Annotated in this window: 18 protein-coding genes, 2 tRNA genes and 1 pseudogene; 8 read left to right on the top strand and 13 right to left on the bottom strand. The window is 65.8% G+C overall.

Annotation, left to right across the window (positions count from 1 at the left end; genetic code table 11):
- Positions 1-6 precede the first annotated feature (6 nt).
- The 3 genes from ACNS88_RS06925 to ACNS88_RS06935 form a co-directional block, all read right to left on the bottom strand.
- Positions 7-2724: a TRAP transporter permease gene (locus ACNS88_RS06925; protein WP_435095061.1), complete on the bottom strand. Its 2718-nt coding sequence runs from the start codon at positions 2722-2724 to the stop codon at positions 7-9.
- A 64-nt stretch (positions 2725-2788) separates the two neighbouring features.
- Positions 2789-3247, bottom strand: a complete 459-nt coding sequence (locus ACNS88_RS06930; RefSeq protein ID WP_435095062.1) for a DUF1850 domain-containing protein — start codon at positions 3245-3247, stop codon at positions 2789-2791.
- A gap of 64 nt (positions 3248-3311) precedes the next feature.
- Positions 3312-4379, bottom strand: a complete 1068-nt coding sequence (locus ACNS88_RS06935; RefSeq protein WP_435095063.1) for a TAXI family TRAP transporter solute-binding subunit — start codon at positions 4377-4379, stop codon at positions 3312-3314.
- Between the two features lie 164 nt (positions 4380-4543).
- Here ACNS88_RS06935 and ACNS88_RS06940 point away from each other — a divergent pair.
- Positions 4544-4617, top strand: a tRNA-Lys gene (locus tag ACNS88_RS06940).
- A 243-nt stretch (positions 4618-4860) separates the two neighbouring features.
- Here ACNS88_RS06940 and ACNS88_RS06945 read toward each other — a convergent pair.
- The 4 genes from ACNS88_RS06945 to ACNS88_RS06960 all read right to left on the bottom strand — a co-directional run bounded on the left by ACNS88_RS06945 (position 4861) and on the right by ACNS88_RS06960 (position 8459).
- A complete protein-coding gene (locus tag ACNS88_RS06945; protein WP_435095064.1) occupies positions 4861-5217 on the bottom strand; it encodes a DsrE family protein in 357 nt (118 codons plus the stop codon).
- Positions 5218-5285: 68 nt separating this feature from the next.
- Positions 5286-6596: a TRAP transporter large permease gene (locus tag ACNS88_RS06950; RefSeq protein ID WP_435095065.1), complete on the bottom strand. Its 1311-nt coding sequence runs from the start codon at positions 6594-6596 to the stop codon at positions 5286-5288.
- A complete protein-coding gene (locus ACNS88_RS06955; protein WP_435095066.1) occupies positions 6593-7168 on the bottom strand; it encodes a TRAP transporter small permease in 576 nt (191 codons plus the stop codon). The genes ACNS88_RS06950 and ACNS88_RS06955 overlap by 4 nt, the downstream gene beginning before the upstream one ends.
- A 7-nt stretch (positions 7169-7175) precedes the next feature.
- Entirely contained in the window at positions 7176-8459 is a 1284-nt protein-coding gene (locus ACNS88_RS06960) for a TRAP transporter substrate-binding protein (protein ID WP_435095067.1), read from the bottom strand.
- Between the two features lie 530 nt (positions 8460-8989).
- Between ACNS88_RS06960 and ACNS88_RS06965 the strand changes: the two genes are divergently transcribed.
- The 4 genes and pseudogenes from ACNS88_RS06965 to ACNS88_RS06980 all read left to right on the top strand — a co-directional run bounded on the left by ACNS88_RS06965 (position 8990) and on the right by ACNS88_RS06980 (position 14400).
- Complete coding sequence (locus tag ACNS88_RS06965; RefSeq protein WP_435095068.1) at positions 8990-11098, top strand: PAS domain-containing protein; 2109 nt, start codon at positions 8990-8992, stop codon at positions 11096-11098.
- Positions 11099-11146: 48 nt separating this feature from the next.
- Entirely contained in the window at positions 11147-11971 is an 825-nt protein-coding gene (locus tag ACNS88_RS06970) for a response regulator receiver protein (RefSeq protein ID WP_435095069.1), read from the top strand.
- Positions 11972-12056: 85 nt separating this feature from the next.
- Positions 12057-12793: pseudogene (locus tag ACNS88_RS06975) on the top strand (SDR family oxidoreductase).
- Between the two features lie 308 nt (positions 12794-13101).
- Positions 13102-14400, top strand: coding sequence for an MFS transporter (locus tag ACNS88_RS06980; RefSeq protein ID WP_435095070.1), 1299 nt, complete (start codon positions 13102-13104; stop codon positions 14398-14400).
- A gap of 64 nt (positions 14401-14464) precedes the next feature.
- Here ACNS88_RS06980 and ACNS88_RS06985 read toward each other — a convergent pair whose 3' ends face one another.
- The 3 genes from ACNS88_RS06985 to thrS all read right to left on the bottom strand — a co-directional run bounded on the left by ACNS88_RS06985 (position 14465) and on the right by thrS (position 18865).
- On the bottom strand, positions 14465-15574 hold the full coding sequence (locus ACNS88_RS06985) for a guanosine monophosphate reductase (protein WP_435095071.1): 1110 nt from the start codon (positions 15572-15574) through the stop codon (positions 14465-14467).
- Between the two features lie 99 nt (positions 15575-15673).
- Entirely contained in the window at positions 15674-16840 is a 1167-nt protein-coding gene (locus ACNS88_RS06990; protein ID WP_435095072.1) for a pyridoxal-phosphate-dependent aminotransferase family protein, read from the bottom strand.
- Positions 16841-16915: 75 nt separating this feature from the next.
- Entirely contained in the window at positions 16916-18865 is a 1950-nt protein-coding gene (thrS, locus tag ACNS88_RS06995) for a threonine--tRNA ligase (RefSeq protein WP_435095073.1), read from the bottom strand.
- A 121-nt stretch (positions 18866-18986) separates the two neighbouring features.
- On the opposite strand from thrS, the gene ACNS88_RS07000 reads away from it, so the two are divergent.
- A complete protein-coding gene (locus tag ACNS88_RS07000; RefSeq protein ID WP_435095074.1) occupies positions 18987-19967 on the top strand; it encodes a PLP-dependent cysteine synthase family protein in 981 nt (326 codons plus the stop codon).
- A 29-nt stretch (positions 19968-19996) separates the two neighbouring features.
- Here ACNS88_RS07000 and ACNS88_RS07005 read toward each other — a convergent pair whose 3' ends face one another.
- Complete coding sequence (locus tag ACNS88_RS07005; protein WP_435095075.1) at positions 19997-20419, bottom strand: CoA-binding protein; 423 nt, start codon at positions 20417-20419, stop codon at positions 19997-19999.
- A gap of 84 nt (positions 20420-20503) precedes the next feature.
- A complete protein-coding gene (locus ACNS88_RS07010) occupies positions 20504-21106 on the bottom strand; it encodes an RAD55 family ATPase (protein ID WP_435095076.1) in 603 nt (200 codons plus the stop codon).
- A gap of 214 nt (positions 21107-21320) precedes the next feature.
- Here ACNS88_RS07010 and ACNS88_RS07015 point away from each other — a divergent pair.
- Positions 21321-21395: transfer RNA gene (locus tag ACNS88_RS07015), tRNA-Arg, on the top strand.
- A gap of 385 nt (positions 21396-21780) precedes the next feature.
- Here ACNS88_RS07015 and ACNS88_RS07020 read toward each other — a convergent pair.
- Positions 21781-22362: a hypothetical protein gene (locus ACNS88_RS07020; protein WP_435095077.1), complete on the bottom strand. Its 582-nt coding sequence runs from the start codon at positions 22360-22362 to the stop codon at positions 21781-21783.
- Positions 22363-22866: 504 nt separating this feature from the next.
- On the opposite strand from ACNS88_RS07020, the gene ACNS88_RS07025 reads away from it, so the two are divergent.
- Positions 22867-23148, top strand: coding sequence for a hypothetical protein (locus ACNS88_RS07025; RefSeq protein ID WP_435095078.1), 282 nt, complete (start codon positions 22867-22869; stop codon positions 23146-23148).
- The last annotated feature ends 36 nt before the right edge of the window (positions 23149-23184 follow it).

Consider the following 23184-nt stretch of genomic DNA (forward strand, 5'->3'; position numbering starts at 1 on the left):
GGGCTACTACGTGGCGGCCGTTTGGGAGTCCTGCTGCCCCCGCCTGTTCGATTCGTCATCTTCCTCGTAATCGTCGCCGCCCGCCCGCCGCCGGTTGCGGACGAGGCCGATCGCGAGGATCGCCGCGCCGACGCCCCGAGCGATGAGCTCGTTCGTGATCGAGTACAGCGCGACGTCGACCCCGACCAGTCCGAAGGCGGTACTGGCCGGGAGCAACACCATTCCGGGGACCGACAGCAACACCGCGGCCGCGATGAGCGAGACGCGCGACCCGAGCCGCACGTCCGTGTGGTAGTAGCCGATGATCGCGACGCCGAGCGCGTACACGCCGGCGAACACCGCGAGGATCGGGGCGACGACCTCCGGCAGGAAGAAGCCGAGGTCGGCGAAGTCGGCACCGGTCAGGATCGCTCCCTCTCCCTCGGTCGTGCGAAGCAGGAGGATCCCGGGCGAGAACACGAAGGCGAACGGAACGAGGATCTTGTTCAGCGAGAGCAGGAACGCCTGCTTGCCGGTCGCGAACGGGTCGGACTTCGCGATTCCGGCCGCTGCGTACGCGGCGACCATCACGGGCGGCGTCACGTCCGCCATCAGTCCGAGGTACAGGACGAACAGGTGGACCGCTAAGATCGCGATCCCGAACTCCGGGAGGACGGGACCGAGAAGCACGACGATGATGATGTACATCACCGTCGTCGGCATCCCCATCCCGACGATCACGGCCGAGAGGCCTGCGAGGATCAACAGGAGGACGAGCGACCCGCCGCTCACGCTGATGATGAGCGCGCGGAGGCTGCCGCCGAGTCCGGTGATTCCGATGACGCCGGGGATGATCCCGGCGGCGGCGACCGCCACGACCACGATGGTCGCGGTCTTCGCGCCGGAGTCCATCGCCTTCAGCACGAAGGAGCCGAACTGGCCGGCTCGAGAGCCCGCGATCTCCCGACCGACCTGCTCGTCGAACCACGTCGCCGCGTCGACCACGCCGTCGTCGAGGTCCAAGAGCGGCGCATCTCCGCGGGGGTCCGCGAGCAGGAAGACGAGGCTGATCGCGGCGACGACGGTCGGCAGTGACACGGCCGCCCCTCGTAGCGCAGCCGTGGCGCCGACACCGCCCCCGCCGGCGGCCTCGGCGCCGTACAACATATCCACTGGAGTCAATCCGGTCGTGAACAGGGAGACGGCAAACAGCGTGTAGCCGGCGGCGATACCGCCGACGAGGTACGGTCCCGTCCGTTCGTTGTACGCGGCGACCATCGCGATGAGCGCCACGGTCGCGACGATCGTGAGCCACCCGGCGCGACCCACGGAGAGCCGGGCGATCACGAGGTAGTAAAGTAACAGTCCGAGGGGGACGAGGTAGAACCACCCGCGACGCATGTGGGGCCCGAGGTCGAGAAGTTGGTCGCGGTCGAGCCCGCCGATCCCGTGCTTCGCGGCCTCGAAGTGGACCATCACCCACATCCCGAAGAAGAAGGCGATGGCGGGCAGCGTCGCGGCGATGACCACGTCGCGGAACGGGGTCCCCGTGTACTCCACGATGAGGAACGCGGCCGCGCCCATCACGGGCGGGAGGATCTGCCCGCCCGAGGAGACCGACGATTCGACCGCGCCGGAGAACTCCGGCGAGTAGCCGGAGCGTTTCATCAGCGGGATCGTCAGCGCTCCGGTCGTCACCGTGTTTGCGACCGAAGACCCGGAGAGCATTCCCATGAAGCCCGAGGCGACGACGCTCGCCTTCGCGGGACCGCCCTTCCGCGTGCCCGTGATCGAGTACGCGAGATCGATGAACCACTTACCGGCACCGGACATCTCCAGGAACGCGCCGAAGAGGATGAAGATGTAGATGAACCGGACCGAGACGCCCACCGGAACGCCCAGGATCCCCTCGACCGTGTACCAGAGGTTCTGGACGATCTGGTTCCATCGGAGCTCCGACGTGGCGAACGTCTGCGCCACCGGCAGGTCCCGTGGCAGGAGATACCCGTACTTCGCGTACAGGAGGAAGACGCTCACGAGCAGCGTCAGGAGAAGACCGAGCGCTCGGCGCGTCGCCTCGAGCACCAGCAGGATCGCGAGCACGCCCATCAGGTACGCGAGACTGTACTCGGCGAGGAAGCTGACCTCTACGAGCGAGAGCCACGGGACGACCTCACCGAGCGTTCCGGCGCCGTTGAGTCCTCGCACGCGGATAATGTCCGTTATCTCGTCGTACTGGGTGACGTAGTACGCGGTGGGGAACGTCGAGAGGAGGATCAACAAGAGGTCCGACGGCGTGATCCGCGTCGACTCCTCGTCGACGAAGGCCCACCAGACCGCCCCGCGGATCCCGTCTGCCGCTCGGGTCGCCGCCGAACTGCCGACCCGCTCCCGAACTGCTGCCGGAAGCGCCCCGATTCTCCCCGTGATCGCTCCCGAACCCGTCGAGCCGGGGAACAGGAGGAACGCCATCACGAGCGCGAAGTTCACGTGAATCGCCCGAACCTGGAGTGACGCCAGCGACGCGAGTCGAACTGTGCCGAAGCCGGGGATCGTAAACTCGAAGACGAATCCCCGCGCGCCCAGCCACAGCTGGAACGCCGAAAAGAGGATACCGACGACCGCCACGGCGATCAGCGGGACCCCCGTCAGTGTGCGCCGATTATCGATTTCCTCGAATACCTGATCGGTCGCCTCGGTTCCTCCCGCGTCCGCTTCGATCCCGTCTGTTATGTTCGTCGTCACAGTTGTGTCACCTCTCTCGTGCCCCCGTCTCGCGTCAGTCTCTCCGTGCCAGCGGGCGCGACGACTACAGTCTCGGCGCAACCCGCCGTTCGATCGTGAGCTCGACCGCGCCGCCGTCACTCATCCCCGCGATGTCGTACCGCTCGCCGCCGACAATCAGGTCGTGGTCGGCGACGGTCCCCGTTTTGAGGTGCAACGGGGCGTACGATTCGGACGGGGGCTCATAGACGTACCGGCCGTCGCGCTCTGTCACGTCCGCCTGCGACGGGAGTCCCGCTCCGAAGGAGCTGAACTCCATTCGGGTCATGACCAGCGCTCCGTCTCTCGGGACGTACACGTCGCGGACGATCGTCTTTTCGACGCTGTGCGTGTACTCGATGACGACTTCCGTCTCGTCGGAGACCGGAGCCGTCACGAGCTCGGTACCGCTCTCGTCGGTCACGACGAGCGTCGGGCCGCCGGCGACGGTGTCGACCGCGCCGGCGGCGAACGCCGCTCCCGTTGCGGCCGCGAGAACCACCACGAGTGCGGCCGCGGCGAGAGCAGTTCCGCGTCGGCCTAACAGTAGTCGCGACCGGAGGGTCACGCTACTCGAAGTAGCGGGCCGCGCCCTCGTGCAGTTCGACCGACATGCCGTCCTGCGCCGAGTCGACGCTGATGAAGTCCGTTTTGATCGAGAGCTGATCGAGGTTCTCGAAGATCGCCTCAGTGACAGCCTCGACGGTGTCCGCGGAGAAGTCCGACCGAGTCGCGATCATCGCCTGGACGGAGACCGTGTCGACGTCCTCGTCGATGCCTTCGTAGGTGCCGGCGGGGATCGTGTCGTCAGCGAACCACGAGGCGTCGTCGCGGGCCGCCTGTCGCTCCTCGTCGGACATGTTGAGAATCTGCACGTCGGTCGTCGTCGCAAGCTCTTCGACCGCGCCGACGGGCCAGCCGCCGACGACGAACGCGGCGTCGACGTCGCCGTCGCGGAGCTGGTTGGCCGCCTGCGTGAAGTCGGTGTTCTGCTCGTCGAAGTCGTCGGTAGTGAGCCCGCCCGCGGATTCGAGGATCTGGAGCGCGTTCACCTGCGTCCCGCTGCCGAGGTCGCCGGTGTTGACGCGCATGCCCTCCAAGTCGGAGAGCGAGCTGATGTCCGCATCGGAGCTGATCAGGACGTGGATGGTCTCCGGGTACAGCGTCGCGACGCCGCGGAGGCTCTCTACCGGGGAGCCGTCGAAGGCGTCGAGCCCCTCACCGTTGCGGGCGAAGTAGGCGATATCGTTCTGGATGAGCGCGAAGTCGGCGTCGCCGTTGCCGAGACTGCCGACGTTTTCGACGGACGCGCCCGTCGAGGACACCTCGACCGGGAAGTCGGTGTTGTCCTCGATGACTCCCTCGAACTCGCCTGACAGCGGGAAGTACGTCCCGCCCGTGCCGCCGGCGTGCCAGCGGATGATGTCGGTGCTGCCACCGTCACTTCCGTCAGAACCGTCGGAGCCATCGGAGCCGTCCGATCCGTCGGAGCCGTCGGAGCCGTCCGATCCGTCGGAGCCGTCCGATCCGTCGCCGCCATTATCTGAACAGCCTGCGAGCCCGACGACACCGGCCGCGGCCGCTCCGCGGAGGAGCGTCCGTCGGTCAATACGTTCGCTGATTGGGTTGTCTGACATACGACATGTAGTACTCGGCGCGAGTTGATAATGGTTTCCCATCACAACAACCGTTGCAGCTGGAGACATACCGGTCACATCCGTCGGTTTTTCGACTAATCGACACGCTCTTCTCGCCGCCGAATGAAAAGGCCTTTTACGTCGACACGGGTACGTTGTGATGAGGGCCGGTAGCTCAGTTAGGGAGAGCGACGGACTCTTAATCCGTCGGTCGCGTGTTCAAATCGCGCCCGGCCCGCTTCTTCACCGAACGATTCCGAGTCGCGTAGATCGCATGACCGCGACCAAGTCGACTCAGAACCGGCGTATTTGCGGGTGGATTTCGTTCGGTGACCGAACGGTGCCCCTCACGTGTATCATCTGATTCATAGTTGACGCCCACTACAGCACAAATTCGTTGTATATCCGACATACTGCGTGGGAGGCCACTCGATGGTTCTGAAGGCGTCTAGATTGTGGGGGGGTGGCGGCCGCGGCCGGGTTAGAAGGAGAGCGTGGTGTCGTGACCGGCCGCGAGTCGGGGCACCGCGCGTTCGTCGTCCATCGTCGCCCAGTCGGCCAGGTCAGCCTCGTCGATGTCGCGGGCGGCACAGCAGTCGCGCAGGGCGACGGCGTCCGCGAGAGCGTCGGTGTCGCGGAGTCGCTCGACAGTCTGCCCGACGGTGGGGAGCCCCGACGCGTCGATGGCGTGGCGGTCGGTGTCGGTCGTCAGGAGGTGGACGGCATCGGCCATCGCCACGATGGACACGTCGTCGCCGTCGGCCAGTGCCCCCTTGGCGGCGACGAAGGGGAGAGCCGCGTCGGCGTCGTCCGGGCCCGCGGTCAACAACAAAAACATGGCTCATCGTTGGCCGGTCGGCTACATATATGCCGCGTCATGCGACGAAGGCCAGTCCCCGCGGATGGTCAGTCCGCGGCGAGCACGTTCGCCTCGGGGAAGACGAAAAACAGCACAAGCACCGAGGTCAACACGACGAAGTAGGGGAAGGCGGCGCGGGCGATTTTGATGTAGTCGATGTCGGTGATACTGCTCATGATGTAGAGGTTGAGACCGTACGGCGGCGTGATGAAGCCGATGGCGTCGCTGATCATGAAGATCACGCCCCACATGAGCGGCGAGATGCCGAGGGAGAAAGCGGCAGGCGCCAGGAGCGGCGCGGTGAGGATCATGTTCGGAATCGATGCCAGAATCGACCCGCTCAGGAGCATGATGACGAGCAACGCGACGCCGACGAGAACGGGCGAATCGAGCGCCAGAATGGCGTTCGAGACCAGATCCTGCAGGTTGAGAAAGGAGAGGCTCTGCTGGATCATGATCGACGTGATCAGCACCGGGATGATGATGCCGACGAGGTAGACGGTGAGCTGGACGGACTCCGTCACAAACTCAAAATCGTCGATGTGCCCGGAGAGAAATTCAGCTGTGACGACAAAGAGGATGGCGATGGAGGCCGATTCCGAGGGGGTGAACAGGCCGGTGAAGATGCCACCCAGCAGGACGACGATCGTGAGCAGGGAGTTTCGCGCCCGGAACATCGACTGGAAGACGGACGTGAGGCTGAACGAGTAGTCGGACATCCCGTAGTCGCGCTGCCGGGAGATGAGCGTCGCCGTCACCATGAGTCCACCGAGCATCAGAATGCCGGGCAGGATGCCGGCGACGAACAGTTCCGAGACGGAGAGGTTGAACGTGACGCCGTAGAGGATAAAGAGGACGCTCGGCGGGATGATGATGCCCAGAGTGCCGCCAGCAGCGATCGTGGCGGCGCTGAACACGGGGTCGTACCCCTCCTTGTTGAGTTCGTCGGTGAAGGCCTCGCCCACGGAGGCCGTCGTCGCGGCGTTCGATCCCGTGATGGCGGAGAAGACGCCAGCGGTGACGAGCGCCGTGTTCGCCGAGCTACCGGGAAGCCACCCCGCGAGCGAGCGGGACATGTTGATGATATCGCGAGCAATCTGTAACTGGTTGACGAGGGCGCCGACGAGGATGAACAACGGGACGGCCGTCAGCGGGAACGTCCAGAGCTGATAGTACGAGACGAGTGCCACGTTCCGCAGACTGAAGACGGGGAAGACGAGGGTGAAGCCGATGGCCCACGTCGAGAACACCAGTAGGATCGGTACCCCGACGACGAACAGGACGACGGCGACGAGGGTCAGAACCGAGAGCGCGACGCCCGGAGGGAGGCCGGCGACACCAGCCTGTAGGGGGATCACTCGCCCACCACCTCGCCGTCCGCGTAGGTAATGTCGTCGCCGCGGCGAAAGGCGTACGTCACCCAGAGCATCTGCTCGGCGACACGAAAGAGCACGAGTGCGACGCCGACCGTCACCGCCAGATACGTGATTGCGTCGGGGACCGCCGTGCCCGTGATCGTCCCGCCACGGCTGAGGAAGTCGCCGAAGACGGGGAGGGAGTAGACGAACACGATGCCCGCGAAAGCGAGCCAGCAGAGCCACTCGACACAGTAGACGACGTACCGGCCAGTGTTCGACAGATCGGCGAGTACCATCGTGAACCGCAGGTGGTCCTCGTTGCGAATCACGTACGCCACGGAGAGCCAGGCGACCCAGACGAACATCCCGATGGCACTCTCTTGTGCCCACAGCGCCTGCTCGCCGGTCAGGGTGCGCTGGATGACTGAGAACCCGATCACCAGCCCGTAGACGACGAGAAGCGTCCCGCCGAAGAAGAGTTCGAGGTTGCGCTCGACGGGACCGAGACGCGTCTCCTGCAGCCGTTCCGGGTCGAGGAGCATCCTGATGTACCGGAAGAGTGTGGTCGACATCGGCGACTTAGATTTGATCCAGATAGTCGTCCCACCAGGCGTCGAGGGTGAAGTTCTTCGACTGGTCGGGCACGCCGCTCTCGCGGGCGATGTCGTGGAGTTGGTCGAAGAACCCGTCCGTGAACGCGTCGTGAACCCGACCGATCGCGTCGTCGTAGAGGTCACGGTTGTCGGCCGGATTGACGGGTGCCCGCCACGCGTCGAGGTCCTCCTCGCTCAGCCAGTTGACCTGCACCGGCTCGTCGTCGGGACCCTGCGTGTGGAAGTTCGACCCCTCGACGGGTGCGTCGGGGCTGAGCCCTTGGAAGCGCTCGTACATCCGATCGGTGCGCTGGATGCTCTGCTCGGCGAGGTCGGCCGTGACCTCCGCGAACGCCGTCCGCTCGGCCTCCGAGAGGCCCTTGAGGAAGTCGACGCGACACCAGATGGGGTCGAGACCGGGTGCCCACTGGGTCAGCGTCACCTGCGCGGTGATCGACGTGATCTGGGCCGCGACGGCGTAGGGCGTGATGATCTCTAGGCCGTCGACGACGCCCGACTTCATCCCCTGGAGCGTGTCGGAGAAGGAGATGGTGATCGGGTTCATTCCGAGTTCGTCGAATGCCGTCGAGATGACCTCGCTCTGGGTGGTGCGGATCTTTCGATTCTCGAAGTCGGCGGGCGAGGTGACCGGGGTGCCGGGGTCGCTGCCCGTACCGATGAGGTGCGCGCGGTAGCCCGGCGGGTCGAAGCCGACCGGGACGACGTTGTACTTCTTCGCGAAGGGCACCCAGTAGTCCTCCCATGTGGTCGGGTGGACGAAACTGTAGCCGATGGAGGCCCGCTGGTGGACCGGGAACGTGTACGGGATGCTCCAGATTTCGTTCTCCGGCCATATTTTCGCGGAGTTGGCGACCGAGCTGCTACCCAACTGAATCACCTTCGAGTCGAGCTTCGACATGCAGGACTGCTCGCTGCAGAGTTCCTTGCTGTCGACGAGGGCCATGTCCGGGGCATCTTCTCGCGCGTCGAGTCGCCGCTTGAGTTCGAAGACGGGATAGACGAGTCCACAGCCCTCCGACCCTTCGGACAGGTTCTCGTCGAAGTCCCAGCACGTCGTATCGGGGTTCTGGGTGCCGGCCCAGCGGGCTGTGGCACCGGCGCCACTACTGGTCGTGTCGGTGCCGCTAGTCGCGCCGCCCAGACAGCCGGCGAACCCCGCAGCGAGGGCGCCGATCGAAGCCGTCCTGAGGAGGTCGCGTCTGGAGTGGCCGGTCGATACGTCGCGTCTGTCAGTGTGTTCGTCTCTCATGGTGTGTGGGTCAGACGTGATGATCGCCCGTCGGCCCGGTCGCATCGGCGGCGTACCTGGACCGTGCGTCGAGCATCAATCGTCAGTCGACTACACGTACGTGGCTGGGGGTCATTCCTCTGTCTCACCCGACACCATTTTCCGAGACGCGTGACGTACGGAACAGGGGGGAAATCGGCCAGCATCCGGATATCTTTGCCTATAATACCGAATATGTTCGCAGATGTCGTTGTTTCGGCCGACAAAACACGACATACACTCAGCTATCTGCAGCGAAACCGCCGTGCGTTCGCCCTGCGAACGGATGCAATACTTGTCAGTTGTGGAGCGATCGCGCCCACGAGTCAGCGGACGGCCCGCTTTCTCGCGCTGCGACCGGCTCCCTTAGAAACTCCCCCGTACAGCGACGCGCCACCGCGTCGCCGGCCGGCTCCGTGCCGCCGCTGGAGGCCGTCCCGAGGCGCCGGATCGGCATTCATGTTTGATAATTTGTGGCATGCGCTTTTGTAAGTTGCTCGGCTCGAACCGATATGGAGGGACGGAGAGGACGAAACGGTGTGGTTCACTTCGGCCCAACTGCAGACTGGGTCCGCGAAGCGGCCGCGGAATCGACAGTCGTCGGGGGGCCGGATCGCGTCGTGTCCCTCGGTGAGGCGGCGACGGGGGTCGCCTCCGTGGACCCGACCGGCGTGCGACTGGTCGTCTGCGAGCTGCCTTCGGGGTCCGGCGTCGACCCGCTCGTCACGGCCCACGACGCTCTCCCGGACATTCCGTCGCTCGCGGTCGTATCGGACGGCACGACGGTCGACGAGGCGTTCGCGGCCGGAGCGACGGACGTGCTGGTCCGTCGAGACGGTGTCGATGAGACGACGCTGCTCGCTCGCCGGATGGATACGGTCGCGACGACGCCCGATGAGCGGTCGCTCGGCTCGGAATCGACGGAGCGGCTCCTCGACACCATCGACGACTCGTTCTATACGCTCGACACCGACGGCACGCTCAAGCGGTGGAACGACCGCTTCCGCGAGATGACCGGCTACGACGACGAGCAGCTGGAGGGGACGCACGCGCTGGAATTCTTCGCCGGAGACGACAGAGACAGGATGGCCGACGCGATCGAGACCGTGTTCGAGACCGGTAGCGCTACCATCGAGGCGGAACTGGTCGCGAGAGAGGGTGAGACGACCCCCGTGGAGTACACGGGCGCGCTCGTGACCGGGCCGGACGGGTCGCCGCAGGGGATCGTCGGTATCGGGCGCGACGTGACCGAGCGACGAGAGCGGGAAGACCGACTGGTGCGGCTCCGGCAGGCCGTCGAGACCGTCGCCGACAGCGCGCCGCTGACGTTGTTCGAGGTCGAGCCCGACGGAACGGTGTCGACGGTTCGCGGCGAGACGCTTCCCCGGCGTCTCGGCCGACCGGTGACCCGCGGGGATCCGGTCGGGGAGGTGTTCGCCGATCAGCCCGAGCTGCGTGGGGGCGTCGAGGCCGCGCTACGCGGCGAATCCACCCACGACCTCGTCGGGGTCGCCGACTCGACCCTCGAGGCGTGGCTGCAGCCGGTACTAGACGAAACGGGTGCCGTCAGCCGAGTGATCGGGCTCACCCTCGACGTGACGGAGCGGGAGGAGCGGGCGGTGATGCTCGATCAGATCCAATCGAGCGCCGGGGAGGTCATCTGGATATCCACTCCCGAGAAGGAGTCGATGGACTTCATCAGCGACGCCTACGAGGACGTCTGGGGGCTCCCCCCGGAGACGCTCGACGAGGACGCCGCGTCGTTCGTCGAGGCGATCCACCCCGACGACCACGACCGCGTCGAGGCGGCGTTGGCCGAGCAGAGCGAGGATCCCGACGCGTACGAGGAGACGTATCGCGTGGTCCACTCTGACGGGGAGGTCCGATGGGTTCACGACCAGTCGTCGGGGGTCTACGAGGACGGCGAGCTGACGCGCGTCGTCGGGATCGCGACCGACATCACGGTGCGGAAGCGCCGCGAACGGGAGCTTCGGCTGAAGAATCGCGCTATCGAGACCGCACCCGTCGGTATCGCGATCCACGAGACGACGGAGCCGGGGAGCCCGATGAGTTACGTGAACGACGCGTTCGAAGCGGTTACCGGCCACGACCGCGACTTGGTCGTCGGCGAGAGCGTGTCGGTCCTCGGCGGCGACGACACGGACCCCGACCGGATCCAGGCGATAGCGTCGGCGGTCGAAACGGGCGGCCACCGCTCGGAGACTCTCGTCCTCTCCCGGGCGGACGGGACCCCCTTCTGGGGCCGCATAAGCGTTGCACCAGTCGCCGAAGGAGGCGGCGAGACGACCCACGCCGTCAGCTTCATCCAAGACGTGACCGAGTCGAAGGAACACCAACAAGAGATCGAGCGACATCTGACGGAGTTCGGCGAGGTGCTCGCCGAGGACCTCGGATACCCGCTTCGAGAGGCGGAAGAGCAGCTGAAGGCGGCGACCGACGACGGGGCGGGAGAGGAGGTCCGTCGGGCGGAGCGGTCGGTGGAGACGGCCATCTCGCTCGTCGACGACCTCGCGACCGTTCACTCCTTCTCGGTCGAACCGCGACGCCTCTCTGAATCGATGCGCGGGTCGTCGCCCGCGCGCACCGGACGGAACGAGTGAGATGACCGAGCCACGAGTCGATACCGCTCGGGTCGGTGGGTGACTCTGATGGAGCTCCCGGCCTCGGCGGTCGTCGTCTGCGAGGCGAACAAGACGAGGGCCGACCTCTATGGCCTCTGGCTCGACGATTACGAGACGCGGCGGGCGCTGACGAGCGCGCAGTTCCTCGAGGCGTTCGACGCCGGAGTAGCGGTCGTCGTGTTGGACGACTCGTTCGGTGAGGAGGGGCCGGAACCGGTCCTCGAACGGGTCGAATCGGAGGCGTCCCACTGTCGGGTGCTCGGGCTCCGACGGCGGTCGAGCGGCGGTCCGGAGTCGGGGTACGACCGCGAACTCGAACGCCCGGTGTTCGAGGCGGACCTCACCGCGTGCATCGAGACGCTGTCGTGCCGGGCGAACTACCACCTGCTGCTCGACCAGTACTACCGCACCACAGTCATGATATCGACGTACGAGTGGCAGGCCGACGACGACCCGGCCGACGACGACCCGGCCGACGACGACCCGGCCGACGACGACCCGGCCGACGACGACCCGGCCGACGACGACCGATACGAGCGGCTCCGAGCCAGAGCCGAGCGGCTGCAGGAGTATTTAAACGGGCTCCGGCCCCGGATGAGCGACGAGGACGTCCGCGCCGCCGCGAAGTCGATCGCGGTCTCGGGCACCGCCGATGTCGACGCCGAGGAGTCGGTCGAGAGCAAGTACCGGCCCGACGAGTGCGGCCGGTGCGGACAGGACTGGAGCGAGCCGATAGACGGCGGTGACGCTGTCGCGAAGCTCGGAGCGTACGTCTGGCGGTGCGTCAGCTGCGGACACGTGGACATGCGCGCGGACCCGAACTACCGGCATATCGGCTCGTTCAGGCGCTAAACCGGGCCACCGGCGAGGCCGCTGGCCGATCGCTGCGTTCACCGCGACACGACCATTTATACCCGCCGTCGCTGACGGGTCTGCCATGACGAGTCTCGGCGACACAACGATACTGGTAACGGGGGCGAGTTCCGGGATCGGCGAGGCGACGGCACACGCGCTCGCGGAGCGCGGGGCGAACGTTGCGTCCTCGCTCGCCGACGCGAGGCGCTGGACGCGGTCGCGGAGGCGTTGGAGACCGAGTACGACGCGAGCGCGTTGGTCGTCGACGGCGACGTCCGCGAGCGCGAGACCGCCGAGGCCGCGGTTGAGTCGGTCGTCGATCGGTTTGACGGGCTCGACGCGGTCGTCTCCAACGCGGGGATCGGCCGCGGCGGCGACGTGGAGTCGATGACCGACGAGGAGTACTTCGCCATGCAGGAGACGAACGTCGACGGGACGTTCTTCCTCACGCGGGCGGCGCTCCCACAGTTAAAAGAGCGCGAGGGAACGCTCGTCGTCGTCGGGAGCTTCGCGGGCCAGTACCCCCGCCCGCAGAACCCGGTGTACGCCGCGACGAAGTGGTGGACGCGCGGCTTCGCCCACAGCGTCGCGGCCCAGGTCGGCGACGAGGGCGTGGCGGTCTCCGTCGTGAACCCCTCCGAGGTGCGCACGGAGTTCGGTAGCGAGGACGGCGAGCCGTTCGAGGAGCGCTTCGAGCCCGGAACGGTGACTGAGCCAGAGGAGGTCGCCGAGGCGATCGCCTTCGCGGTCACGCGGGAGGGGTCGACGGCACAGGAGCTCGACCTCTTCCGGAGAGACAAGTTCGCCGACATGCAGTAGTGCGGTCGCAGACGGAGCGACGAGAATCGACGGGGGAGCGAGAGGGGGCGACGGCGACCTCCGCCCTCACCCCTCGATGCCCTCGATCCGGGCACCGCACTCCGGACAGGTGTCGTCGGCACACGAGACCGCGAGGTCGCACTCCGGACAGAACCGGCGGTCGCAGGCTGGATCGCCCATGGTCGTGCGTCCGCCCGGACGATTTATAACTCCGACGGCGCCCCTCGTCCTCCTCCACCCGACGCTCATCCGACCCGACAAACGCGTCGAACCGAAACCCCTTTTGAACCGCTGCGCGCCGATCCGGTGTGAGCCACGCGGACGCAGGGAACGGGGCGAAGCGATCGCAGTTCTGGGCGCTTTACCTCACGCGGTTCGCGGAGGGGTTCGGCTTTATCACCCTGATCACGCTGCTCGGGCCGTACATCAACATGCTCGACCCGCAGGCGACGACGGTACTCGGCGTCACCATCTCGGCCGGGTTCATCATCGGGATGTACACCACGGGGTTCACCCTCGCGCAGACCGTCGCTGTCGTCCCGCTGGCGTGGGCCGGCGACCGGTTCGACAAGCGGACCGTCCTGCTGGGGGTGCTCGCGGTCGGTGCCGGCGTCTACGCGCTGTTCCCGCTCGTCGACTCCTCCGCCTCGTTCATCCTCGTCCGCGCGCTTCAGGGGCTCGTGGTCACCGGCGCGGGGCTGATGACCCTGTCGCTGGTCGGTCAGATCGCCGATGTCGGCACCCGCGCCGACAAGATCGGGAAGGCGAACGCCGCCTCCTTCGCCGCCTCGATCGTCGGCTCGCTGTCGGCCGGTGGGATATACGACGCGGTCGGCTTCGGTCCCATCTTCGCGATCATCTCGCTGCTGATGGTCGCCGCGTGGGTGGTCACGTGGCTCGTTCTCGACGACGACGATACCCGCGTCGAGGGGTTCCCCTTCTCAGATCTCGCCGTGAATCGGCGAATCCTCACGATAACGAGTTTCCGCGCCCAGTACGCCTTCGCCGTAACGATGGTGCGGACGTGGATCCCGATCTACGCCGGCACCGAGATGGCCGCCGGCGGCCTCAGCGTCGCCGGCATCGCAATCGCGGTCACCGTCACCGCCGAGAAGGCGACCAACATGGTCGGTCAGCTGTTCACCGGTCGGCTCTCGGACGCCTACGGTCGGTCGTTGTTCGTCTTCGCCGGCGGCAGCGCCTACGGCGTGATCGCGATGGGGATCCCGCTTTCGGCCGCCATCGGGACCGCGCTCGGCGCCGACCTGACGCTTCCCGTCCTCGGTGAGTTGCCGCCGGCGTACCTGCCGCTCGTCGCCTTCTCGGGACTGCTCGGCGTCGCCGACTCCTTCCGCGAGCCGGCCAGCATGGCGTTGTTCGCCGACGAGGGGACCGACGACGGCGGCGTCGCCTCCAGTTTCGGCATCCGCGAGCTCGTCTGGCGCCCTGGCTCCGTCGCCGGCCCCCTCATCGCCGGCTGGCTGATGGTCGAGGTGAGCATGGCCGCCGTCTTCTACGTCGGCGGCGCGTTCGCGATCACCGGCGTCCTCGCGTTCCTCGCGCTCCTCGCGCGCGATCACGGTTGCGCGGCGCTGACGGCGTGGTAGGCGAACGGCGTGGTAGGCGTGTGGCGTCGAAGTAGAACGCCTCAGTCGTCGCTCCTCCGGGGGCTCAGTCGCCGCTTTCGGCCGCCGTTTCGCCGTCCGAGTCGGCGACTCGCTTCGTCTCGCTGTCCACGCTGACTCCCTCCCAGTCGTCGTCGGTGTGGAACCCCTCGCGCTCCTTCGCGCCGGGGGCGACGCGGACGAACGTCGACTTCGTGCGGGCGCGCTCGATCGTGTGCCCGCCGCAGTACGACAGCCCCGAGCGGATCCCCTGACAGAACTCCTCGGCGACCGTCGCCGTCGGCCCTTTGTACGGCGTCAGCGCCTCGACCCCCTCGTCGGTGCCCACGTCGGCCCCCTTGTCGTCGCGGTCCTCGGCTGCGGCGGTCGTCGCCATCCCCCGCGAGCGCTTGTACCGGGTCCCGTCGACCTCGACGACCGCACCCGGCGCCTCCTCCGTGCCGGCGAAGAGGCTCCCGAGCATCACGGTGTCGGCGCCCGCCATCAGCGCCTTCACCGCGTCGCCGGAGGTGCGGATCCCGCCGTCGGCGCAGATCGTCACGTCCAGATCGCCGGCCGCCGAGGCACAGTCGTCGACCGCGGTCAGCTGTGGCACGCCGGCTCCGGCGACTTTCCGCGTGGTGCAGTGCGATCCCGGGCCGATACCGACTTTCACGCAGTCGGCCCCGGCGGCTGCGAGGTCCTCGACGCCCGCGGGCGTCGCGACGTTGCCGGCGACCAGATCCGTGTCCGGAAACTCCTCGGCGATCTCCTCGACCGCCGTGATCGTCCGTTCGAGGTGTCCGTGTGCGACATCGACGACGAGGGCGTCCACGCCGGCTGCGACCAGCGCGGCGCTCCGAGCCACGTAGTCCTCGTTGATACCCACCGCGGCGGCGACCTGCTCGCCGGCGGCGGCCACCCGCTCGACCTGCGCCGCCTGCTCGTCGACGGTGAGGAAGCGATGGAGCACGCCGAGTCCGCCGGCTCGCGAGACCTCGATCGCCAGTTCCGCCTCCGTGACGGTGTCCATCGCCGCCGAGACGAGCGGCGTCTCCAAGTCGATGCTCGGCGTGAACCGCGTTGCGAGGTCCACGTCGCTTCGGCTATCGACTGGCGACCGCTGCGGGACGAGCAGCACGTCCCCGTAGCTCAGTCCAGTTCGTAGATCGTTCATACCCCTCACAAACGGAGGGACGGGTACTCAAAAACGTCTCGGCGGTCGCCGCGGTTGCACTCGAAGCGTTCACGGCCGCTCTTGCCGGCTCCCGACCGCTCAGAACCCCTGCTCTGTCAGCGCCTCTGCCAGCGCCGCGAGGACGTACTCGACGTTCTTCGGGCGGGCGGAGTAGCCCATACAGCCGACCCGCCAGATGTCGCCTTCGAGGTCGCCGAGGCCCGAAGCGATCTCCAGATCGTACTCCGCAAGCAGGTAGTCGATGACGGCCCCGTCATCGACCCCGTCCGGCACCCGCACCGCGTTCAGGCTCGGGAGCCAGTACTCGTCGGGGGCGTTCATCTCGAGACCCAGTCCTTGGAGCCCCGCCTTCAGGTCGCCGGCGACCTCGCGGTGGCGCGCCCACCGCGCTTCGATCCCCTCTTCGGCGACGAGCCGGAGCGCCTCACGAAGTCCGTAGACGTTCGTGATGGGGGCAGTGTGGTGGTACGCGCGGTCCTCGCCCCAGTAGCCCTCTAAAAGGGAGAGGTCGAGGTACCACGAGCGGGATCGCTCGTCGCGGTCGAGAACCTTGTCCATCGCGCGGTCGTTGAGCGTGAGCGGGCTCGCGCCGGGCGGACAGGAGAGGCACTTCTGCGGCCCCGAGTAGGCGACGTCGACGTCCCACTCGTCGACGCGCATCTCGACGCCGCCAAGCGAGGTGACGCAGTCGGCGATCACGAGCGCGTCGTGGTCGTGCGCGATGTCGGTCAGTTCGGGGACGTTCGGCTGGAGGACCCCGGTCGAGGTTTCCGCGTGAACGAATCCGAACACGTCCGGCTGGTGTTCGTCGAACGCGCGCTCCACGTCGACCGGGTCGAGGGGCTCGCCCCACGGGGCGTCGACTTCGACGACCTCGCCGCCCGCGCGCTCGGCCATCGACTTCATCCGTCCGCCGAAGTAGCCGTTCGTCGGGACCAACATCGTGTCGCCCGGCTCAACGAGGTTACCGATCGCGGCCTCCATCGACGCCGACCCCGTCCCCGAAACCGGAATCGTCCACTTGTTGTCGGTGCGGAACGTGTACCGGAGCAGCTCCTGAACCTCGTCCATGATCTCGACGAACGAGGGGTCGAGGTGGCCGACCAGGGGCGTGCTCATCGCCTTGAGAACGCGCGGGTGGACGTCGCTCGGTCCCGGCCCCATCAGCGTTCGATCGGGCGGCGTCAGCTCCCCGACGTCTGGTGCGTCGTCCTCGTGCGTGGTCAGCGCGGATGCATCACCCATGGAGACGGCTACCCAGAGCAGCGCCAAAAGCACGACGAAACCCGAGAGCCGGAGCAGGGCCGACCTCCCGAGTACTCACTCCGCGTCGACGAAGTCCGGCTCCGTCCGCTTCTCGTCCCGTTCCTCGACAAGGTGGTCGACGAAGGCGTCGAGGTCGACGTCGCCGCGCTGGTTCTCGAAGCGATCACGAACGGAGACGGTCCCCGCCTCCTGCTCGTCCTCACCGACGACCACCATGTACGGGAGGCGGTCGTCGTGGCCGGCGCGGATCTTGCGACCGACCGTCCAGTCGCGGTCCTCGACCTCGACGCGGAAGCCGGCGTCTTCGAGCTCGTTTTTCACGCGGTGAGCGTAGCCGAGCGTCTCGTCGGAGACGGGGAGGATCCGGACCTGCTCGGGCGCGAGCCACAGCGGGAAGTCGCCGTCGAAATGCTCGATGAGAACCATGAAGAAGCGCTCGTAGCTCCCGTACAGCGCGCGGTGGATCATCACGGGCTCGTGGTCCTCGTTGTCCTCGCCCGTGTAGGTCAGGTCGAATCGGTCGGGCATGTTGAAGTCGAGCTGGACGGTGGGGCCGTCCCAGACGCGACCCAGCGCGTCCTCGAAGCCGAAGTCGATCTTCGGGCCGTAGAAGGCGCCGTCGCCAGGCTCCACGTCGTAGTCGTACCCGCCCGAGTCGAGCACCTCGCGGAGCTGCTCCTCCGCGGACTCCCAGATATCGTCGCCGCCGACCGACTTGTCCGGGCGGGTCGCTAAGGCGACCTCGACGTCGAGGTCGAGGGTTTCGACGACCTCGAAGATCATCTCGATGACCGACTCGATCTCCTGGCGGATCTGGTCCGGGCGGACGAACAGGTGGCCGTCGTCGATGGTGAACGACCAGACGCGCGAGAGGCCGGAGAGCTCGCCGCGCTGCTCTTTTCGGTACACCTTGCCGTTCTCGAAGTAGCGCTGCGGGAGGTCGCGATACGACCACGACTGCTGGTCGAAGATCGTCGCGTGCCCAGGGCAGTTCATGGGCTTGAGGCCGTACTCCTCGTCGTTCACGTCGAGGAGGAACATGTCGTCTTTGTAGTTCTCGTAGTGGCCGGACTTCTTCCACAGCTCCGTCCGGAACACGTGGGGGGTCTCGACCTCCTCGTAGCCGTTCTCCCGGTTGAGCTCGTTCGCGAAGTTCGATAGCTCGCGGAGCACGGTCTTGCCCGGCGGGTGGTACAGCGGGAGGCCCGGACCCGTCACCGTCGGGATCGAGAAGAGGTTCATCTCCTGACCGATCTTTCTGTGGTCGCGATCTAACGCCTCTTCGCGCATCTCGAGGTGTTCTTCGAGGGCCGACTCGCTCGCGAACGCCGTCCCGTACACACGCGTGAGCGTGTCGTTGTCCTCGTCGCCGCGCCAGTAGGCCGCCGAGACCTCAAGCAGGGTCGCCGCGCCGACCTCCCCGGTCGACTCGACGTGAGGGCCCTGACAGAGGTCCTGCCAGTCGTCCTGCACGTAGAAGGTGACCTCCTCGTCGTCGGCCTCTTCGTCGAGGATCTGCTGTTTGTACTCGTTGTCGGCGTAGATCTCTTTCGCCTCCTCGCGGGACCGGACCTCGCGCTCGATGTCGTAGTCGGCCGCGATGATCTCGTCCATCTCGTCTTCGATCGCGTCCAAGTCGTCCTCGTCGAGGTCGACGTCGGTCACGTCGTAGTAGAACCCCTCGTCGGTCGGGGGGCCGATCGTGAGCGTCGCCTCGGGATGGCGCCGCTGGAGGGCCTGCGCGAACACGTGGGCGGCGGAGTGGCGCAACACCGTGAGGTACTCGTCGGACTGGTCCGTGACGATCTCGATATGCGCGCCGTCGTGGACCGTCGCGTGCTTTTCGACGAGTTCGCCGTCGATCTTCCCCGCGACCGTGTCGCGACCGAGCCCGGGGCCGATCTCGAAGGCGACATCCTCGACTGTCGCTCCTGCCGGCACGTCGAGTTCTGCTCCGTCCGGAAGGACGACCGTCACGTCGGCCTGCGCATCGGTCTCGCTCATACCTCTTGGGAACCGGACGAGGGGCATAAGTTTGTTCGATCCCCGGCAGCGCGTCACGTCCTCCGGGCCGGCCGCGTCGATCATGGAAACACGCAAGAGGGACGGCAACGATCGCGACAATATGACGACCCATCGGGAGCCCCTGTCGTCGGTGTTGGAGACGATCGGGGAGACGCCGCTCGTCCGGGTACACGACTCGTCGGACGCGGTGCCGGTGTACGCGAAACTGGAGTCGTTCAATCCCGGTGCGAGCATCAAGGACCGCATCGGGAAGCACATGCTCGAACGCATGCTCGAACGGGGCGACGTTGGCGAGGGCGGCACCGTCGTCGAGCCGACCGCGGGCAACACCGGAATCGGGCTCGCGGTCGCGGCCAAACAGCTCGGGCTGAACGCGGTGTTCGTCGTCCCCGAGCGGTTCTCTGTGGAGAAACAGCAGCTCATGCGCGCGCTCGGCGCCGAGGTAGTCAACACCCCGAGCGACGACGGGATGGGGTTCGCCATCGACCGCGCCCACGAGATCGCCGACGAACTCGACGACGCGGTCGTCCCCCAACAGTTCTCGAACCCGCTCAACGCCGAGGCCCACTACGAGACGACCGCCCCCGAGATCGACGACGCCCTCGACGGCGAGGTCGGCGCCGTCGTCGCCGGCTGCGGCACGGGTGGGACGCTGATGGGAATGGCCCGCTACTTCCGCGAACGCGACCCCGACACCCACGTCGTCGCCGTCGAGCCCGCGGGGTCCGCGTATCGCGAGTTCCTCGGCGAGGAAGTCGCCCACGAGGAGTACAAAACGGAGGGGATCGGCACCCACGACATCGACACCAACGAGCTATTCGATCCGACCCTCGTCGACGACATCCAGGCCATCTCCGACCGCGCCGTCCACGAGGAGATGAGCCGACTCGCGGCCGAGGAGGGACAGCTCGTCGCCTCCTCCGCCGCTGCGAACGCGGTTGCGGCCAAGCGCGTCGCTCGCGGGATTCGAGACGGCGATATCGACGCCCCGTCCGAGACGGTCGTCACCGTGTTCGCCGACTCCTCGGAGCGCTACCTCTCGAAGGGCGTCTATCGATCGTTTGAAGAGTGGGAAGGGTAGGAGGTCGAGGGGGCGCCCGAGTCGCGTCGTTACCTGCGAAGCCGCCCGTGTTCTACCTTCATACAGCGGTCCTGGACGACCGCGATCCCGTCTGACTCCGCGCCCGCCGCCGCCTCGTCGTGGCTGATCCCCAGTTGGAGCCACGCCGCGTCGGCGTCGCCGCGCTCCGCGTGTCGCTCGCGCACGGCGTCGAGGATCTCGGGGACCTCCTCGCTCGGGCGGAACACGTTCACGAGATCCACGTCGGCCTCGACATCTGCGAGCTCGTCGTACGCCGTCTCGCCGAGCACCTCGTCGGCGAAGGGGTTCACCGGAATCACGTGGTACCCGTGGCGCTGGAGGTACGCCGGCACGTCGTGAGCGGCCTTCCCGGCCGTCGTCGAGCAGCCGATGACGGCGACGGTGTCGGCGTCGAGCAGTCGGTCGAGTCCCTCGTCGTCAGTGATGGGCATAGCTGTGAGTACGCAAGCCCGTGGATTAAAACGCCCGGCAGCTACAGACCAGCCGAAAAACGCCCCGCTCGGGTCAGCCGACGCTCAGGCCAGCCGGATCTCCGGTTCGCCGTCCTCGGGAACCGTGATGACGCCGTCGAAGAGCTGTTTGAGGGTGTTCATCGCCTGCTCGTCGTGAGAGGTCGAGTCGATGCTGAACAGCCCGAGGCCGTTCACGCTCTGGATCCGGCCCGTGAACACGTGGAGAAAGCGGAACACGGTCTGGAGGTCGGAGTACATCAACAACGTCGACAGCGAGTGTACCATCACGCGGTTCTCCTCGATCCCGCGGTCCCCGAACGCCTGTAGGAACTCCGAGAGCTTGATCCCGATCCCCGTCATGTCTACCGGCGACGAGGCGTACTTGATCCGGTCGGACTCGGGAGCGTCGGTGACGCCCTGCTGGCGGGTGACGCAGTCGACGACCGCGACGGGCTTCCCCTCGTAGGGCGTTCGCTTCTGGTAGTCTTTTAAGACACGATCGGCCCCGTCCTTCGTGGTCACGACGATCGCGCCGTCACCGCGCTCGGTCCCTGCCGCCAAGAGATCCATCATCAGCGATCGTTTGCCGGTGAGCGGCGGTCCGGTGAAGAGGAGGTTCGTCCCGGGCTCGACCTCCTCGTCGAAGTGTGGTCTCAGGTCATACATGGGCGTACCTCAGCGACGACAGGACCGGCTCAGGCCACTCGTTCGGCTGTGACGCCGTGCGACCTAGACACATCTACTACAGAAACCATGCCGGGACCCGATAATATTCTTTTTGATCGCCCGCGGCGCCGAGACTGCCGGCGTCGGTTCGATCAGGTCCGACGCGATTTTGAATCGCGGGACTTAACATCCTTACCGAGGAACTACTGCGTACGGGCGCTTAGCTCAGCCTGGATAGAGTGCTTGGCTTCGGACCAAGCTGTCGCGGGTTCAAATCCTGCAGCGCCCATAACGGAGATTTTGCTCCAGAATCGCAGTACAGCGGAGGGGTTGATCGTCGATTGACCGCAATGCCATTGCTTTCGTTCAGCAGAGCCAATCCCAAAACCCGTTATCGCTATCGAAGTCGGGAAGAGGACGCTGATCAACGCCGTTGTCATCCACGTCCCTCTCAAACTGTGCTGCCGCCACACCTGAGAACCGCTAGTAGGTCACCACGGGGACGCATCAGATCCATACTAAATATCTGCCACGAACGGCGTGACCGATACAGAGGTTGTAGTCAACACGAGAACTGCGTTATTTTTCCAAAATAAATCCTGAATCAGCCGATAGAATGCACCTGCGTATTGACACCCAATCGCTACGGGAATCGTCAGGAGAACTGAATTGTATCAGGGATCGTGATACTCAACGGTGATCTCTGTTGGTCGGTCGACACCGTTCAGACGCCAGAGAGTGAACGAATAGTCGTAATGATACTCGGGGGTGTCTGGATCCGGCGGGAAGGCTTGGTATGAGGTTACGTCGTATCGGAGTTGCCCGTTTCGGTAGACGGAGTCGTCGGTGAACTCATCGGCGACGTCTTCGACGATATTCTCGTTCTCCTCGTTATAGTCCATGAGGGCGTCACCCGTTGGAAGGACACCGACAACGACCGACACGAACTGCCGGTCCGGGTCAAACGTGCGGAACTCCGTTCCGGGGCCGCTGTCGCCTTCTGCCGGCGTGAGTGCTCCCCAGTCGATGAGTTTGCGCGCGGCGTCCGGATGCGCGAGTAGTATCCCCCAGACCGCGGGGACGCCCTTCTCAGGCGTTGGTTGCTCATCAATAACCGCGGCATAGGCAGTCGTTCCAAGCGACGTATCGACCTGTGGCCGAGCGTCGAAGCCGGCGGCGCTACAACCAGCGAGGCCGGTGAGGACTGCTGTACTAGAGAGGTGGAGGGTCTTCCGTCGTGACCATTTAGGGGCCATACGAACGGGTGACCTCACCGACGGTTATAACCGGTGTATCAAACTTGAAGTACCAGATGGGCGCTTCAAAAATGGACGGTTCACAAACTACCTCGCCTGTACTTATCGCTATCTGACTCTCCACGTATTCTGGGTTACCTTGATCTTGAAAAGGCCGGTAAGTAGAGTTACATATCACTCAGTGGAGTCGGATTCTGGGCTCTGACTCACAGCGTTCAGCGATGAAAAGACACTCCCAATAAGTCCGATCACCCCAATCCCAAGTGAAGCGAGAACAATACTATCTGAGGAACCGTATCCGCTAGCTTCAATTTGAACTGCCCATAGCATCATCACGATACTAAACAGGAGGACATCTCTTGACAGGGACATGTATCTGCGGCCAACAGCAAACTTGTTATCTTTTTCTGATTGAGTTGCCTCGCTCGCTACAATTCCTATACTAACCACTGTCCACGGAACGGCATCACTACAGTTTTCAGAATCGCGTCCGAATTTTGATTAATGCCCTCCAACAAAGCGACCGCTGCGGCCCCGATAGCAACCGGCGTCCTCCTCGCCGGGACAGCTGCACAAGAAATCGCACAGAACGGACTCGAGATCTGGACGACGCTGGCGCTCGCCGGTGGCCTCTCCGCAGTCGCTGTCGGTCTCGGCGTTCTGACCCGTCTCAGTAGGTTCGACTCCGGCGACGAACCCAACGGACACCACGACCGGACAACAGTCATGCTCGCTGGCCTCGCACTGACGAGTGCCGCCGTCGGTGTCGGGATTGCACTGACGTAGATGACGCAAACTGGCCCGCGTCCACACTACCTCCGA

This window comes from Halorubrum shenae (assembly GCF_051194165.1).
Classification (GTDB): Archaea; Halobacteriota; Halobacteria; order Halobacteriales; family Haloferacaceae; genus Halorubrum.